15 protein-coding genes are annotated in these 14,740 nt (G+C 63.8%); 2 read left to right on the top strand and 13 right to left on the bottom strand.

Annotated features, from left to right (window positions below):
- Positions 1-76: 76 nt before the first annotated feature.
- The 7 genes from MFF34_RS10385 to MFF34_RS10355 all read right to left on the bottom strand — a co-directional run bounded on the left by MFF34_RS10385 (position 77) and on the right by MFF34_RS10355 (position 6,425).
- Positions 77-1,165, bottom strand: a complete 1,089-nt coding sequence (locus MFF34_RS10385; protein ID WP_238213134.1) for a mandelate racemase/muconate lactonizing enzyme family protein — start codon at positions 1,163-1,165, stop codon at positions 77-79.
- Positions 1,162-1,971, bottom strand: coding sequence for an NAD(P)-dependent oxidoreductase (locus MFF34_RS10380; protein WP_238213125.1), 810 nt, complete (start codon positions 1,969-1,971; stop codon positions 1,162-1,164). Before MFF34_RS10380 ends, MFF34_RS10385 begins: the two co-directional genes overlap by 4 nt.
- A 67-nt stretch (positions 1,972-2,038) precedes the next feature.
- On the bottom strand, positions 2,039-3,328 hold the full coding sequence (locus tag MFF34_RS10375) for an MFS transporter (RefSeq protein ID WP_238213123.1): 1,290 nt from the start codon (positions 3,326-3,328) through the stop codon (positions 2,039-2,041).
- 86 nt (positions 3,329-3,414) lie between these two features.
- Entirely contained in the window at positions 3,415-3,708 is a 294-nt protein-coding gene (locus tag MFF34_RS10370; RefSeq protein WP_027593635.1) for a Dabb family protein, read from the bottom strand.
- A 13-nt stretch (positions 3,709-3,721) separates the two neighbouring features.
- Positions 3,722-5,128 (bottom strand): aldehyde dehydrogenase (NADP(+)), encoded by a 1,407-nt coding sequence (locus MFF34_RS10365; RefSeq protein WP_238213121.1) that lies wholly within the window; start codon positions 5,126-5,128, stop codon positions 3,722-3,724.
- Positions 5,129-5,165: 37 nt separating this feature from the next.
- Positions 5,166-5,612, bottom strand: coding sequence for a nuclear transport factor 2 family protein (locus MFF34_RS10360; RefSeq protein ID WP_027593637.1), 447 nt, complete (start codon positions 5,610-5,612; stop codon positions 5,166-5,168).
- 3 nt (positions 5,613-5,615) lie between these two features.
- Entirely contained in the window at positions 5,616-6,425 is an 810-nt protein-coding gene (locus tag MFF34_RS10355) for a ribonuclease activity regulator RraA (protein WP_099454443.1), read from the bottom strand.
- 172 nt (positions 6,426-6,597) lie between these two features.
- Here MFF34_RS10355 and MFF34_RS10350 point away from each other — a divergent pair, with 172 nt between their 5' ends.
- Positions 6,598-8,169, top strand: coding sequence for an IclR family transcriptional regulator C-terminal domain-containing protein (locus tag MFF34_RS10350; RefSeq protein WP_238213112.1), 1,572 nt, complete (start codon positions 6,598-6,600; stop codon positions 8,167-8,169).
- Between the two features lie 18 nt (positions 8,170-8,187).
- On the opposite strand, the gene MFF34_RS10345 is transcribed toward MFF34_RS10350, so the two are convergent.
- From MFF34_RS10345 to MFF34_RS10335, 3 genes are read right to left on the bottom strand one after another with little or no spacing between them, the layout of a single operon-like run.
- Positions 8,188-8,829: a LysE family translocator gene (locus MFF34_RS10345; protein WP_085274357.1), complete on the bottom strand. Its 642-nt coding sequence runs from the start codon at positions 8,827-8,829 to the stop codon at positions 8,188-8,190.
- A 55-nt stretch (positions 8,830-8,884) separates the two neighbouring features.
- Positions 8,885-9,085 carry a DUF1289 domain-containing protein gene (locus tag MFF34_RS10340; RefSeq protein WP_238213109.1) on the bottom strand — a complete coding sequence of 67 codons (201 nt, stop codon included), beginning with the start codon at positions 9,083-9,085 and terminating at the stop codon, positions 8,885-8,887.
- A gap of 20 nt (positions 9,086-9,105) precedes the next feature.
- The gene (locus MFF34_RS10335; RefSeq protein WP_027593642.1) at positions 9,106-9,423 is read right to left on the bottom strand and encodes a hypothetical protein; all 318 of its coding nucleotides are present in this window, start codon (positions 9,421-9,423) and stop codon (positions 9,106-9,108) included.
- Between the two features lie 313 nt (positions 9,424-9,736).
- Here MFF34_RS10335 and MFF34_RS10330 point away from each other — a divergent pair, with 313 nt between their 5' ends.
- Entirely contained in the window at positions 9,737-11,488 is a 1,752-nt protein-coding gene (locus MFF34_RS10330; protein WP_027593643.1) for a BCCT family transporter, read from the top strand.
- Between the two features lie 51 nt (positions 11,489-11,539).
- On the opposite strand, the gene dddP is transcribed toward MFF34_RS10330, so the two are convergent.
- The 3 genes from dddP to MFF34_RS10315 form a co-directional block, all read right to left on the bottom strand.
- Complete coding sequence (gene dddP / locus MFF34_RS10325; RefSeq protein WP_238213107.1) at positions 11,540-12,886, bottom strand: dimethylsulfonioproprionate lyase DddP; 1,347 nt, start codon at positions 12,884-12,886, stop codon at positions 11,540-11,542.
- 60 nt (positions 12,887-12,946) lie between these two features.
- Positions 12,947-13,975, bottom strand: a complete 1,029-nt coding sequence (gene proX, locus MFF34_RS10320) for a glycine betaine/L-proline ABC transporter substrate-binding protein ProX (RefSeq protein ID WP_238213105.1) — start codon at positions 13,973-13,975, stop codon at positions 12,947-12,949.
- A gap of 56 nt (positions 13,976-14,031) precedes the next feature.
- Positions 14,032-14,740: ABC transporter permease subunit (locus MFF34_RS10315; protein ID WP_238213088.1), on the bottom strand; the 709-nt coding region annotated here is incomplete at its 5' end.

The raw sequence follows: 14,740 nt of genomic DNA, 5'->3' as shown, positions 1-14,740 counted from the left end.
CTTCACGGGCACACGTCGCCCCTGCCGCCGCGCCGTGGCACAGCGGAGGGGAGCAATTACGGGATACGCGCCAGCGTCAGCGGCGGTAGCGCTCGGCGACTTGCACGTCGATGTCCAGGCCAAGGCCGGGGCCCTGCGGAATCTGCAACAGGTTGCCCTGGCGCAGTTGCTCGACCGGGTACAACCAGGCCGCCGGTTCGACGAACAGGTACTCCACTTGTGGCACGCGCTGTTGCACCGCCGCCAGGTGCAAGGTGGCGATCAGGCCGGGGCCGAAGTACGGGCAGTGCGGCAATACCACGGCGTTGTGCTGGTCGGCGAGCGCGGCGATGCGCAGGCATTCGGAAATACCCCCGACCTTGGTCACGCTGGGCTGGATCGAATCGACCGCACCTGCCACCAGCGCCTGCTCGAACTGCACGGCAGTGCACCAGTTCTCGCCTGCCGACAACGGCACACCCTGGCCGCGCAAGCTGGCCAACGTGGCGAAATCTTCCGGTGGGAATATCGGCTCTTCCAGCCAGGCCAGTTGCAGGTCCGCCAATGCTGGCAGCCAGGCACGGGTGTCCACAGCTGTCCAGGCGCAGTTGACGTCGGTCGCCAGCGGTATGTCGTTGCCAACGGCGTCGCGGCAGGCGGCGATCTCTGGCAACGTCACCTCATGCAACTTGATGTCACCAAAGCCCATGCGCAATGCCTTTTCGCAGATCGCCGGGGCCACCTCATCATCGGCATAACGCACCAGGCTGGCATAGGCTGGCACCTGCTCGCGGTGGGCTTGGCCCAGCAGTCGATGCAAGGGCACGCCCTCGCGGCGGGCGGCGAGGTCCCACAGGGCGATATCGACCCCGGAAATGGCAAACATCGTCACCCCATAGCGCCCGAACAGGTGCAACCGCAACTGCAGTTCGCGGTTAAAGGCGGCGATGTCATCGACCTGGCGGTGCAGCAGCAGCGGCGCAATCAGGCGATCGATCAGGGCCTTGGTGGCATCGGCGACGAAGTAGCCAAAGGCTTCGCCCCAGCCGACGTTACCCTGCTCGTCTTCCAATCGAATCAGCACGTTTTCCAGCGTGTGCCAGGTGGTCGGCGTGATGCCCAGGCCCTTGCCGCCATCCTGGAAAGGAATTTCCACGACCTGGGTATCGATACGGACGATTTTCATGCTTGCTCCAGAACACTGGCCAAAGGCACACCGGCGTAGGCCCCCCCAACGTGATCACGGCCAGAGCCAACCGGCGCCATGGCCTCGTAGGCCAGGAAGTCGTCGGCCAGATGATCGCTGGCATTATCCTGGGGGCAATAGCCCAGCGCACGGGCGCGGCGGTTATGGAAGAACGCATCCGGGCACTCCGACACGCCATAGACGATCTCGTGACGCACCTGCGGGTGCTCCAGGCCGATCAGCACCAACTGCGCCAGGTCGCGGGCGCTGGTCCACAAGCGCAGCCGACGGGCGTCGGCCACCTTGGGGTCGGCATTGCCGATGCGCACGACGAATGTGGCCAGGTCGCTGCGCTGGGAAAACATGGCGCAGGCCGCTTCGCCAAACACTTTGCTCAAGGCGTAGTAACTGTCCGGGGCCACCGGGCTGTCGTCGAAATGAGTGGCCGCCTGGCTGTGGTACTGGCCCAGCACATGGTGGCTGCTGGCAAACACGAAGCGCTTGGCGCCAGCCCGTTGCGCGGCCTCGAGCAAGTACAGGGTGGCATGGTAGTTGGGCTGCACTGTGCTCTGAAAGTGAATGTCGGTGCCGTGGGCGCAGGCCAGATGAAGCACCGCGTCAACGCCTTCGGTGGCTTGGCGGACGAAGGCCGGGTCGGTCAGGTCGCCGACCAGCGCAACTTCGCCTGCGCTCAACTCGGTGACCGGCCTACGGTCCAGCAGGCGCAGGGTGAAACGCTCGCGCAGGTAAGGGCGCAGCGCGGTTCCGACGATACCGGCGGCGCCGGTGATAAGAAGCGTAGGCATGGCGAATTCCCAAAAACGTGTGAAGTGCAAAAGCCCAGCGGGTTGCCCCGCTGGAGGTGCAATCAAGTCAAGCGGTAGCGGCGGCGGCTGCCTGTTTTGCCGGTTTCTGGCCGACGAACAAGGCGACGATCAAGGCCCCTACAACCCCAAGCGCCGCCGCCAGGCCAAAGCCGCTGGCGTAGGTGCCGGTGGACTGGATAATGAACCCGGTCACGGTCGGCGCAACGATGCCCGAAAGGTTGGCCAGCCCGTGCATGAAACCACCTGCCGTACCGACCTGATGATCGGGCACGGCATCCTGGATCAACGACCAGTACGCCGGCGCAGTCAGCATCAAGAAGCCGATCGCCACGGTCATGACCGCGACCGTACTGGTCACGCTTTGCACCTGCCCGGTCAAACCGATGCACACTGCCGCAATCAGCAGGCACGTAACCAGCACCACCTTGCGCGAAAACAGTTGCTTGCCGGTGCGTTTGAACACCCAGTCGATCAGCAGCCCACCGCAGACGAAGCCGACAGTGCCCACCAGCCATGGCAACGCGGTGACAATACTCATGGCCTTCAGGTCGATGCCCTTGGCGTCGATCAGGTAACTGGGGAACCAGGTCATGAAGAAATACAGAATGTAGTTGTAACAGAACAGCGAGACACCGGTGACCAGCACCGAACGCTGCAGGATGATCTGCAAAACCGGCGTGCGCGGCGCCTCCTCCACGGCGGTCACGGGGGCTTCGCGGCCCTCGTTGATCAGCGCCAGTTCTTCGGCCGAAACCTGCGGGTGTTCCTTTGGCGTGGACGCTGCCATGCGCCACCAGGCAATGGCCCAGAGCACGCCAATCACTGCGATGACCACGAAGGCCACTCGCCAGCCCAGCCACAACGCGAGGAAACCGACGATGGGCCCGGCCAAGGCGCCGCCCAACGGGCCGCCCGCCTGGTTGATACCAATGGCGCGGGCACGCTCCTTGATCGGGAACCAGCTGTTCACTGTCTTGTTGGCCGTGGTCGAAACCGGCCCTTCACCTACACCAAACAGGGCGCGAACGATCAGCAGCGACCAGAAGTTGAACGCCAGGGCGGTGGAGCCACACAGCACCGACCAGAAGCTCATGGACCAGGTCAGTACGCGTTTGGGGCCGTAACGGTCGGCCAAGTAGCCACCGACGAAACAGAACAGCGCGTAACCGAAGAAGAAGCTGCTGAAAATCATGCCCTTCTCGGCGGGCGTGAGGTGGTATTCCTGGGTAATGAAAGGCATGGCGATCGACAAGGCAGCGCGATCGACATAGTTGATGATCATGGCCAGAAACAACAGGGTCAGGATCGTCCAGCGGTAGTTCTTTTTCTTGTTCATGTACGACTCCGCCCGGCACCTGTGATGCCGGATCTTTTTTGTTATAGCGCCTGGCCCCGTCAGCGAGCCGGGCGCTGATCAGAGGTCTAGACGCTGTAATCCACCGCTACCCACTCGAAGTACTGTTTAAGCTCGGCGACCAGGGCCTGGTGCGCCGGGTGTGGCAGGTAACGCTGCACGGCCTGGGCATCGTCGAAGCTGGACTCGAGGATGTAGTCCCAGCAGATCGGCCGATCCAGTTCGTTAGCGGCGACTCTCCAGTCGCGAATGAAGTCGATTTCTTCCGTGAGGCCGCGCATCCGAGCCACCAGTCTGCCTTCCAGTTCAGGCTGGGCATCCACCCCGGCCAGCCGGCGGAACAACACGATATGTCGCATCATCGCCCTGCCCTCCTCACCCCAGCACCCAGGCCGGTGCGTCCTGCAAGGCGACCGGGCGCAAGAACCGCTCGATGGCCGCAAAACCCACCGAGGTGGTCTGTGGTGCAGTGGAGGCCGGCCATGGCCCGCCATGCTGCTGGGCATGGCACACGGCAACACCGGTGGGCACGCCGGCGAACAATACCCGCCCGGATACCCGCTGCGCAGCACGCAACAACCGGCGGTTGTCCTCGCTGTCGGCGTCCAGGCCCCACAGCGTGGTGGTCAGGGTACCGCCCACCGCATCCAGCACGTCGGCGACGTGGCTGATCGACTGCGCGGTGACGACCAACGCGGCCGGGCCGAACATCTCTTCACGCAAGTGCGCATTGGCAATGAAAGCGGCCGCGTCGGTGGCAAACAGCCGCGGCGCCGGGCCGGCACCCTCGGGCTGCTGCGCGAACAACGGCCGGGCATGCTCGGCCACGCTGGCGGCAGCGGCCTCAAAGCCTTGCTGCATGCCGGGGGTGAGCATACGGTGCGTGCGGATTGGCGCAATGGCTTCGGCCAATTGAGCGATGAAGCGCTGGCTGAGCGGCGAATCCAGCAGCACGATCACGCCGGGGCTTGTGCAGAACTGGCCGCAGCCAAGGGTGATGGAGGCGGCCAGGGTCTTGGCCAGGCCTTCGCTGTCGTGCTGCAGGGCGGATGGCAGCGCCACCAACGGGTTGATCGCCCCCAGCTCACCGAAGAACGGCACCGGGCGAGCACGGGCATTGGCCGCCTGCCACAAGGCTTTGCCGCCTTGGTAGGACCCGGTGAACGCCACTGCGGCAATCGAGGGGTGCTGCACCAGGTAGGTACCCGCGGCGCGATTGGGGGCTTCGGCCAAGGTCAGCAGGCCTTCCGGTAGGCCCTGGGCACGCACCACGGCCGCCGCCAAGGTGAATACGGCGCGAGACAGTTCAGGGTGGCCGGCGTGCGGCTTGACCACCACCGGGCAGCCGGCAGCCAGCGCCGAGGCGGTGTCCCCCCCGAGCACCGAGAACGCGAACGGGAAGTTGCTGGCTGAAAACATCGCCACCGGGCCCAATGGCCGCTGGATACGTGACAGCCGTGGGCGGCCAGCGGGAGGAGCACCCGCCACTGCGGCATCGTCGACTCGGCGGTAAGGCACGCCGGCTTCCACTTCAGTGGCAAAGCCGCGCAGCTGAAACGCGGTACGGGCGACTTCACCGTTGAGGCGTGCCTCGCCCAGCCCGCTCTCACGGTCGGCGATAGCGACCAGGTCCGGCTGGTGCTGCTCCAGCGCATCGGCCAGGCCGCGCAGCAACGTGGCGCGCTGGCTGGCGCTGGCGTCAGCCCAAACGTGCGCAGCGGCAGCAGATTTGGCCACGATGGCGTCGATGGCGGCCAGGTTGGGGTCTTGATGAGAGGTCATTGCTTTACTCCTGAATCGTTCAGTGCAGCCACCGTGCTCAACGAGCCTTCGGCTCCAGGTGATAGCCACGGCCGACGTAGTCGAAATCGACCAGTTCGTTGATTTCCACGTCCTGCTGCGCTGGCGAGGCGTAATAGGCGCGGATTTCCTTGATCAACCCGGTCTGCTCATCGAACAGGTACCACTCGTCCCCACGCACCGCAGTGCCGAGCTTGCGCTTCCAGTGGGTCCACTCGATCACCGCTTCGTCGCTGTCATGGCTGACCAGGATCTTTTCGATGGTCCACTGCGAGCCCAGTTGCTCAACGCACCACACCCATTTGCGGGCGATGGTGTCTGCGCTGCGCCAAGGGATTTCTGGCAAGCCCGCCGGAAAGTAGTGCACCGCGTCAGGCGTGAAGCAGGACACCAGTTGGTCGTAATCACCTGCGTTGCAGGCAGCGAAATAACGGCGGATCAGTTGCGCATGCTTGTGCTCGGCCATGGTTCAGGCCCCCTGCTGGGTGATGATCGACGGGATCGCCGGGCGGCCAGCGGCAACCCAGGCATGGTAGTCGGAGACCGACGCCGGGCTCGGCGGGTACACGCCCCACAGCGCTTCGCCGGCCGCGATGCGCATGGCCAGGTAGTGCTCGATGTCGTCTTGCACGCTGCACACCTCGGCCAGTTCCTCGGCCAGGTGCGCAGGCACCACGGTCAGGCCATCGGCATCACCGACGATGATGTCGCCGGGGTACACGGCCACGCCGGCACAACCGATCGGGACCTGAAGGTCGGCCACGTGGTGGTAGGAGATACGCGTGGTGGCGGTAATTTCCCGGGCATAGGCCGGTAGGTTCATGGCAGCGATCTCGCTGCCATCGCGCAGTGCGCCATCGGTGACGATGGCCTTGGCCCCCCGGGCCAGCAGGCGGGTTACCAGAATATTGCCGGCCGAGGCGGCAGCCGGGTCGTTGCGGCTGTCGATGACCAGCACGTCACCCGGTTGAATCTGCTCCACACCCACCCATTGCAGGTTGTCGTCATTGGGCTTGGTGGTCATGGTCGAATAGGTGTCGATGTCTTCACGGGCCGGGATGAAGCGCATGGTGAAGGCACGCCCGGCGAACGGTTTTACATCACGGGTCATGGCACGCAAGCCAACCAGCGCCGGCTGGCGGAAGCCACGCTTGAACAGTTGAGTGGTCAGCGAGCCGCTGCTGCACGTGGCGAGCTTGGCAAGCACCTCGTCGCTCACCTCGACCTGTTTGGCTGAGACGCTCTCGTGGGCATCGGCGTAGTTATGGATGACGGACATTGTTGTAGGTTCTCCTCGCGGGTTCATCCGATGATCGGCCCAGGCGGAATCCCACAATGTGGGACACATAATCGCTTCAAGCCCTGCTGAGGCTGATTCTATGGCGGAAAATCCCGCTGAAAAGAGGCAGACTGTGCCCCTTGGCAACCGAGTTCCAAAGGGTGGGAAAACAATGAAAACGGGTGAAGGCACCGCAGCACTGGAAAAAGCCCTGGATGTTTTGCAAGCCATTGGCGCTACCGCTTCGGGCATCAGCCAGGCTGCACTGGCCGAGCAAGTACCGCTGCCGCGCACCACGCTGTACCGCATCATCGCCACCTTGGTGGAGCGCGGCATGATCCGCCGCGACCCGACCCGCAAGGTCTATCGCCTGGGTTTCAACTACCTGGAGATGGTCCGTAACGCCTACCTTGAACCTGACCTGGTGGCGGCGGCCAGCGAAGAACTGCGCGCGCTGCGCGACCTTACCGGGGAGACCTCGTACCTGGCGGTGCTCGATGGCAACCAGGTGTTATCGCTGGAGCGCTGCGAGGGCGCGCATACCCAACGCTCGGCGGCCAGCCTCGGCCAAGGCAAGCCGGTGTATTGCACGGGGCAAGGCAAGGCGATTCTGTCGGCGCTGCCTGCAGCCGCTCGCGATGAAATTCTCAAGGGGCTGGTTTTGGCACCGTTGACCCCTCTGACCATCACTGACCGTCGTCGGCTGCTGGCTGAGCTGCAGATCACCCAGACCCGCGGCTACGCCCTGGACGACGAGGAAATCCGCCTGGGTGTGCGCTGCGTCGCCGCACCGATCGTCGACAAGCAAGGTCAGGTGCGTGGCGCCCTGAGTGTCGCAGGGCCAGCCTACCGGCTGACCTTGGAACGCCTGACACTGCTCGGCCCTGAGCTGGCCGAGGCCGCACGCCGGGTAGGCGAGCAATTGCGCCCCGACAGCGCACCGCAAGCCGCGGGCGAACTCAGCGTGGTACCCGGGCCGTGGGCATTCCATGGCGCGTTTCCGCGCTGGCATGCGGGCCAGAAGCGCTTGTACTGGGCCGACACCCTGGCACCGGCGATCCACTGCTGGGACGGGCACACCAGCCGCCAGCTGACGCGCCTTGACCTGCCGGTACGCGGCATGGAGCTGCACCCCGACGGGCTGCTGGTGGCCCAGGCTGGCGGGTGGTCGTTGGTCGACTGGGAAGGCCATGAGCACCCGCGTCAGGACCTGCTCGGCAGCCGTCTGCTGGCGTTGGCCACGCACCCTTCGGGGGCCTTGTGGGCGTGCGCGAAGACTGCCAGTGGTTGCCTGATCGGCGAACTGAGTGCTGAGGGCGAGTTGCGCCATGGCTGGTCGCTACCGGAGCAAGTCAGTGCCTTCCGTTGGGACGCCAAGGGCACAGCGGTGTATGCACTGGCCCCGGAAGCCGGTGACATCCTGCTGCTGCAGCCGGGCAGCAGCAGCGTGCGCAGGCTCGCATCGCTGCCCCTGGGGGGTGGCCGGCTTGGCGGTTTGGCGCTGGACAGTGAAGGTGGGGTGTGGACCACCCAACTGGACGGTTGGAGCGTGGCACGCTTCGATGCCGACGGTAATCTGGACCGCATGATCGGCCTGCCGGTGCCGTGCCCTACAGACCTGTGCTTTGGCGGGGAAGCAGGCGCTACCTTGTTCATCACCAGTGCGCGGCAGGCCCTGAAACTCGAAGCGTTGGGCAATGCACCGGACTCAGGGTGCTTGCTGCAAATGCATACACGGGTTTGAGGGCCCTGCGGTTAACCTTTACGCGGCCTGACGACGCATCGTCAAAATGGCCGCACCGAAGCCAATGAAGGTCGTCCCCACCACCCGGCTCACCCAGCGCGAAAGGCTGGGCCGGGTCAACACACCCTTGGCCCGCGAGGCCAGCGCGGCGTAAAGGGTCAGCGAAACGAGCGACAAGGCGACAAAGATCCCGGTCAGGATCAGGAACTGCGGCAGCAACGCTGCACCCTGATCGATGAACTGCGGGAACAGCGCCGTGAAGAACATGGTCGCCTTGGGGTTGGTCACCGCCGTCAGGAACGCCGATTTGTACAGCTTCATCGGCGTCGGGCGCTGCTTGGCCACCCCGGCGTCAGCCCCCGCCTCGAGCATCGGGCCTTTCTTCAACAACTGCCGTGCGCCGAGGTAGAACAGGTACGCGGCACCGATGATCTTGACCGCATTGAAAAGAACTTCAGAGCTGGCCAACAAGGCGCCCAACCCGAGCATGGCCGCTGCCGACAGGCAGAACAGCCCCGAACCATTGCCCAGCGAGGACCAGACAGCGCTGCGCTGCCCGTGGGCCAGGCTGTTGTTGATCGCCATCAGCGTTGCAGGGCCAGGGCTGGCGATGGCGATCGCAGCGACCAGGGTAAAGGCAAGAAGCGAGTGAGAATCCATTTTCCAGGCTCGATTTAACGTTCAGAGAGTTGAGTGTTGAGGCAGCAGACAACGGTCAGTCGGCATTCTGCCGTTTCGCGTTCTTCTTGACGATGGCCTTCATCCGCGTGGCCGCGCGCTGCACGGTAGCCATTTTCTCAGGGCGCTTCATGCCGCGCCACTTGCGGATTTCTTCGCGGGAGCGGCCACAGCTTACGCACAGCTCGCTGTTGAGCTGGCAAAGCGAGACGCAGGGGTTGTCGATGTCTTTGGCCATTACACGCTCAAGACCAACATTCAGGCGGGCATTTCAGCGCGCACACGTTCGGCGGCTTCTTCAAAGACTTTGCGAAGCTCTTCGGACTTGGCCTTGGTAATCGACTTGGCGGCCAACAGTTCCTCCACCACGCGAACGCACTGTGCCTCGGCAGTTTTCAGTTGCTCACGGTCAGAGGCGTCGGCGATATCACCCAGATAAGGAGCAACGAGGTACACGTACCGGTCCTGCAGCTTGAGTGTTTCCAGGGCATCGAGGGCAGTCTGGAACCGTTGGGCAGCGGCAGGGCTCATGCTCAATTTATCGAAATGAATCAGGCTCACACGGTCAGTGGCCATTGACGAATCTCCGTTTCCTGATAAGGCCAGGCTCGCAGGCAGCGCCGCTTCTACGGTGCTCGGGAGTGCGGGCCAGGGTAATGCCCATCAGGGTACCAGAACGCGGGACAAATAGGGCCATCGCCCCCGGAACTAAAAGTATTAAACAGGTCGTTCAATGGATGCCCCACGGCGCATTCGGGACAGGAAGCGCTGTGACTGGCACAGGATAATCGGCCCGGCAAGACTCCCCCGCCGAGACCGTCATCGACCCCGGCAGCCCACAACAACAAGCCTGCACGCGCAGGTAAGCCACAAAGGGGCAACACCATTCATGGCAAAGGAACACATTACCGAAACGCTCGACCTTGGCGTGACGGACCCCTCGAAGACTGCAGAAGCGCGCCAGGACCGGCACCTCGAGGGCAAGATCGACTGGATCGTCTTTGGCATCACCAGCATCCTGGCCATCGGCTTCGTCATCTGGGGCTTCATCAGCCAGGCCAGCCTGGCCGCCAGCGCGTCCTCGGCACAATCCTGGGTCATTCTCAACTTTGGCTGGTTTTTCGTACTTACTTCGACCGTGTTCGTCATCTTCGTGCTGTGGCTGGCCGCCAGCCGCTACGGCAGAATTCCGCTGGGGCGTGATGGCGAAGCGCCAGAGTTCCGCACGGTTTCCTGGGTGGCCATGATGTTCAGCGCCGGTATGGGCATCGGCCTGATGTTCTTCGGCGTTGCCGAACCCTTGTCGCATTACGTGTCGCCGCCTCCCGGGTCGACCACCGGGCAATCGAGCGAAGCCATGCAGGTGGCCATGGCCACCACCCTGTTCCACTGGACCCTGCACCCCTGGGCCATGTATGCCATCGTTGGCCTGGTGATCGCTTACGGCACGTTCCGACGCGGTCGCTCGCAGCTGATTTCCACTGCCTTCCGGCCCCTGATCGGTAAACACGCCAACGGCCCGATTGGCCGTGTGATCGACATGATGGCGATTTTCGCCACCTTGTTCGGATCTGCCGCCTCGCTCGGCCTTGGCGCCCTGCAGATCGCCGGTGGCCTGGAATACAACGGCTGGATCGAGAGCCCCGGCAAGCTGTTCTACATCTCGATCATCACCCTGCTGACCATCGCCTTCGTCACCTCTGCGGTCTCTGGCATCGGCAAAGGCATCCAGTGGCTGTCCAACACCAACATGGTGCTGGCGCTGGTGCTGGCGGTGTTTGTGTTCCTGGTTGGCCCGACGCTGTTGATGCTCAACCTGCTGCCCACCTCCATCGGCATCTACATCAAGATGCTGCCAGAGATGATGGCCCGCACCAACGCCAGCGGTGGTGAGCAGATGGACAGCTGGCTGGCCGGCTGGACAGTGTTCTACTGGGCTTGGTGGATCTCCTGGACGCCTTTCGTCGGCATGTTCATTGCCCGCATCAGCCGCGGCCGCACCATCCGCCAATTCGTCACCGGCGTGCTGCTGGTACCGAGCCTGGTCAGCCTGGTGTGGTTCACCATCTTCGGCGGTGCCGCCATCGACGCCCTGCGCGAAGGCAGCTTCGCCCTGGTCAATGGCGCCGTGAACAGCAACCATGCCCTTTATCAGTTGCTGGACAGCTACCCGCTGGCCTCGGTGACCTCGGTGCTGGTGATGATCCTGGTGGGTATCTTCTTCGTCTCCGGTGCCGATGCCGCGTCGCTGGTCATGGGTACCCTGTCGGAGCACGGCACCACTACGCCATCACGGCGCACCGTGATCTTCTGGGGGGCACTGACCGGCACGGTGGCGGCGATCATGCTGGCGATCGGCGACCCACGCGACCCCGGCGAAGCGCTTACCGGGCTGCAGAACCTGACCATCGTGGTGGCGCTGCCCTTTGTCGTGGTGATGGTGCTGCTGTGCCTGGCGCTGTACCGCGACCTGCGCAAGGACCCGATGATGCTGCGCCACCTGCGTGGCACTGAGCTGATCGAAAAGGCCGTGCTGTATGGCGCGGTGAAACACGGCGAGGAGTTCTACATAGTGGTGCAGGAGAAGAAGTCTGCGAGCAAGCAGGCGCAACCCCTGGCCGACGCCGAGCTGAACGGATAACCCCTACGCTGCACCGACCCGGGGCCGCCAAGCGGGCCCGGGCCGCTTCAGTCACTCGGCGAGAAAACTGTCTTCGAACGGGTAATGGGTCAGCACTTCATACCCCGTCTCCGTCACCAGCAGCTGGTTCTCCAGTTTTATCCCGTCACGCCCTCCTACCTCCCCGACATAGGCCTCTACGCACAGCGCCATGCCAGGCTGCAGTTCCCCTTCGTAACCGTAGGCGTCGAAGTCTTCCGGGTAACGAATGCAGGGATACTCGTCGCACAGCCCCACCCCATGGAACATCACCCCATAACGCTGGGCACGGCAGCTTTCTGGCAGGCGATGCCCGTTACGAGTGAGCTCGGAGAAGCGCACGCCAGGCTTGACCATGTCGGCGTTGACCTGGATGTGCTCATGGGCGATTCGATACAGGCGTTTTTGCTCGGCCGTCGGCTCAAGCCCGCCACACATCCAGCTGCGCGACATGTCGACGCAAAAGCCGTACACGCCGATCAGGTCGGTGTCGAACGACAGCAGGTCGCCGTCGCTCAGCACCCGTGGGCCGGACTCCTGATACCACGGGTTGGTACGCGGGCCGGAGCTGAGGATGCGGGTTTCGATCCACTCGCCGCCACGGCGGATATTGCCGCTGTGCAATGCCGCCCAGACGTCGTTCTCGGTTACCCCGGCGCGCATGGCCTGGCGCATTTCGGCGATGGCAGCTTCACAGGAAGCCACCGCGCAGCGCATGGCGAGGATTTCATCGGGGCCCTTGATCAAACGCGCGAACTCGGTCACCGCCTGGCCGTTGTGCACCTGCACGCCCAAGGCGTCCAGGGCTCGCAGGCCGGCAACCTCGATGCGGTCCACGGCCAAGCGGCGGTTGTCGCCGGCATGGGTTCGTAGCAGTTCGTCGACCTGGGCACAAAAACGCCGGGCATGTTCGTCGGTACGCTCGCCCGTTTCGAAGTAGAAGAACGACGCGCCACTGCGCAGCTCACGCACCAAAGGCAGGTGTGCCGAGAGGTGGTCGCAGCCATGAAAATCCCACAGCACCACATGCCCGCTGGCAGCGACGAAACAGGCACGGGCGGGGTTGTGGGTGGTCCACAGCTGCATGTTGGTGCTGTCGGTGGCGTAGCGGATGTTCAACGGATCGAATAGCAGAATGCCGCCGAGGTCACGGGCCACGAGCTGCTCGCAGATGCGTTGCAGGCGGTACTCACGCATCGTCGCCAACTGCGGCACCTGCAGGCCGAGCGCGGCCCACTCGGCGAACGCCAAAGGGGTCGGGCCGATTTCGCTGCGGTCGTTGTCATCGACCGAGCCGTCGGCCCTGAGCGCGGCAGCACGCTGGCGCGACGGGTCGATACGGCGTGACTGGGCGGGGATCGAGAACGGCGAAGTCATCATGGTGCGAGGGCTTCCTTGATCGTAGTGTTGGAAGAATCACCCACCTGCAAGGTGGCGCCGCTAGTTGCTGGCTTGCACCGCCGTCGCTCGCGCGGCCTGCAGCCATTGATCAAACTGCTGACGATGCGCTGCAATCCACGCCTGGGCGTGGCGCTGAATGTCGCTCAGGTTCTTCTCGCCGTTCTGCATCTTGAGGTTTTGCGCGCTCTCGTCCGCCGCGCTGATCTGCACCAGCGACAGAAACTTCAGTGCCGCCGGGTTCTTGTCGGCGAACCCTCGGTTGAGCACCGCTTCGACCTTGTCCACCGCAAAGCCCAGGTTCTTGCCCTCGAACGTGGTATCGACGCTGTTGCCGCCGCCCGGCAAGTCGGTGTTGGGCACTTGCAGCCACACCACGTCGCGCCCCTCCACCATCACCCCGGCCACCCACTGGGGTACCCAGGTGTAATAAAGCACCGGTTTGCCTTCCTTGAAGCGGGTGATGGTGTCGGCCATCAAAGCGAAATACGACCCCTGGTTGACGTGCACGGTCTTGTCCAGGTCATAGGCCTTCATGTGGTGGGCGATGACCAGTTCGCAGCCCCAGCCGGGGTTGCAACCGGTCAGGTCGGCCTTGCCATCGCCGTCGGTGTCGAACAGCTTGGCCAGCTCGGGCTTTTTCAGGTCGGTGATGTACTTGATGTTGTATTGATCGGCGGTTTTCTTGTCGATCAGGTAGCCCTGCAACACGCCAGGCATGATATCGCCGGCCTTGACCATGTTCTGGTCGCCGCCGGCCTTCTCGTAGAAGCTAGCGTGCAGCTTGTCCCACAGGTTGACGCTGAAGTCGGCGTCGCCGTAGCCGACTGCCAGAATCATCGTGGCGTATTCGGTTTCCTTGGGTTTCTGCACGTTGTAGCCCAATTCGCGCAGGCCCTGCATGGCGATTTCGCCGCGGAAGCGTTCTTCATCCACCGAAGGGAACGACGGGGTTATCTTCACCCCCTCCCCTGGCTTGTCGGTGGAGGCGCTGGCGCCCAGGCACGTCACGGAAAGTGCCATGGCACAAGCGCACTGAAGCAAACGACGGGTGAACGGGGACTCGTACATCTTCGCGTACCTTTTCGGGTTGTTGTCGAGGGTTGCGGCAGATAGAACGCGGTGTTTCAGGCGGCCTTGCGCTGCCCTTGTGGTTGCGCCGCGCCACACAGGCGCAGCACCAGGCCCACCGGGCCGGTGTGGTACCAGCGCAGGCTCGGGTCGGCATTGGTGCGCGCGCCCATGGCTTGGGTCAGGCGGTCGAGGAAGATCGCCAACAGCACCAGCCCCATGCCACCGACGGTAGCCAGGCCCATGTCTAGCCGGCCGATGCCGCGCAGCACCATCTGGCCCAGGCCGCCGACCGAGATCATCGAGGCGATCACCACCATCGACAGCGACAGCATCAGGGTCTGGTTGAGCCCGGCCATGATGGTCGAGGTGGCCAGCGGCAGCTGCACGCGGGTCAGCATCTGCCGCGGCGTGCAGCCAAAGGCGCGGGCCGCTTCGATCTTGTCTTCCGGCACTTGGCGGATGCCCAGGTTGGTCAAGCGCACCAGCGGCGGCAGGGCAAACACGATGGTCACCAGCACGCCCGGCACGTTGCCGATGCCGAACAGCATCACCACCGGCACCAGGTAGACGAACGCCGGCAGCGTCTGCATCGCATCGAGCACGGGGCGGATGATGCTTTCCAGGCGGTTGCTGCGGGCGCAGACAATGCCCAGCGGGATGCCGATCACCGCGCAGAAAAACACCGAAGTGAGCACCAGCGCCAGGGTGGTCATCGACTCCGACCACACGCCGATCAGCCCCAGCAGGGTCAGGGTGACGAAG

It is taken from the genome of Pseudomonas sp. PAGU 2196 (genome assembly GCF_022179005.1).
In the GTDB taxonomy this organism is placed as follows: domain Bacteria; phylum Pseudomonadota; class Gammaproteobacteria; order Pseudomonadales; family Pseudomonadaceae; genus Aquipseudomonas; species Aquipseudomonas kermanshahensis.
This window is presented reverse-complemented; position numbering and strand designations above follow the sequence as displayed.

Coding starts and splice junctions, on each gene's coding strand:
- MFF34_RS10385 (WP_238213134.1), bottom strand. CDS start 1,165: ATGAAAATCGTCCGTATCGATACCCAGGTCGTGGAAATTCCTTTCCAG.
- MFF34_RS10380 (WP_238213125.1), bottom strand. CDS start 1,971: ATGCCTACGCTTCTTATCACCGGCGCCGCCGGTATCGTCGGAACCGCG.
- MFF34_RS10375 (WP_238213123.1), bottom strand. CDS start 3,328: ATGAACAAGAAAAAGAACTACCGCTGGACGATCCTGACCCTGTTGTTT.
- MFF34_RS10370 (WP_027593635.1), bottom strand. CDS start 3,708: ATGATGCGACATATCGTGTTGTTCCGCCGGCTGGCCGGGGTGGATGCC.
- MFF34_RS10365 (WP_238213121.1), bottom strand. CDS start 5,128: ATGACCTCTCATCAAGACCCCAACCTGGCCGCCATCGACGCCATCGTG.
- MFF34_RS10360 (WP_027593637.1), bottom strand. CDS start 5,612: ATGGCCGAGCACAAGCATGCGCAACTGATCCGCCGTTATTTCGCTGCC.
- MFF34_RS10355 (WP_099454443.1), bottom strand. CDS start 6,425: ATGTCCGTCATCCATAACTACGCCGATGCCCACGAGAGCGTCTCAGCC.
- MFF34_RS10350 (WP_238213112.1), top strand. CDS start 6,598: ATGAAAACGGGTGAAGGCACCGCAGCACTGGAAAAAGCCCTGGATGTT.
- MFF34_RS10345 (WP_085274357.1), bottom strand. CDS start 8,829: ATGGATTCTCACTCGCTTCTTGCCTTTACCCTGGTCGCTGCGATCGCC.
- MFF34_RS10340 (WP_238213109.1), bottom strand. CDS start 9,085: ATGGCCAAAGACATCGACAACCCCTGCGTCTCGCTTTGCCAGCTCAAC.
- MFF34_RS10335 (WP_027593642.1), bottom strand. CDS start 9,423: ATGGCCACTGACCGTGTGAGCCTGATTCATTTCGATAAATTGAGCATG.
- MFF34_RS10330 (WP_027593643.1), top strand. CDS start 9,737: ATGGCAAAGGAACACATTACCGAAACGCTCGACCTTGGCGTGACGGAC.
- dddP (WP_238213107.1), bottom strand. CDS start 12,886: ATGATGACTTCGCCGTTCTCGATCCCCGCCCAGTCACGCCGTATCGAC.
- proX (WP_238213105.1), bottom strand. CDS start 13,975: ATGTACGAGTCCCCGTTCACCCGTCGTTTGCTTCAGTGCGCTTGTGCC.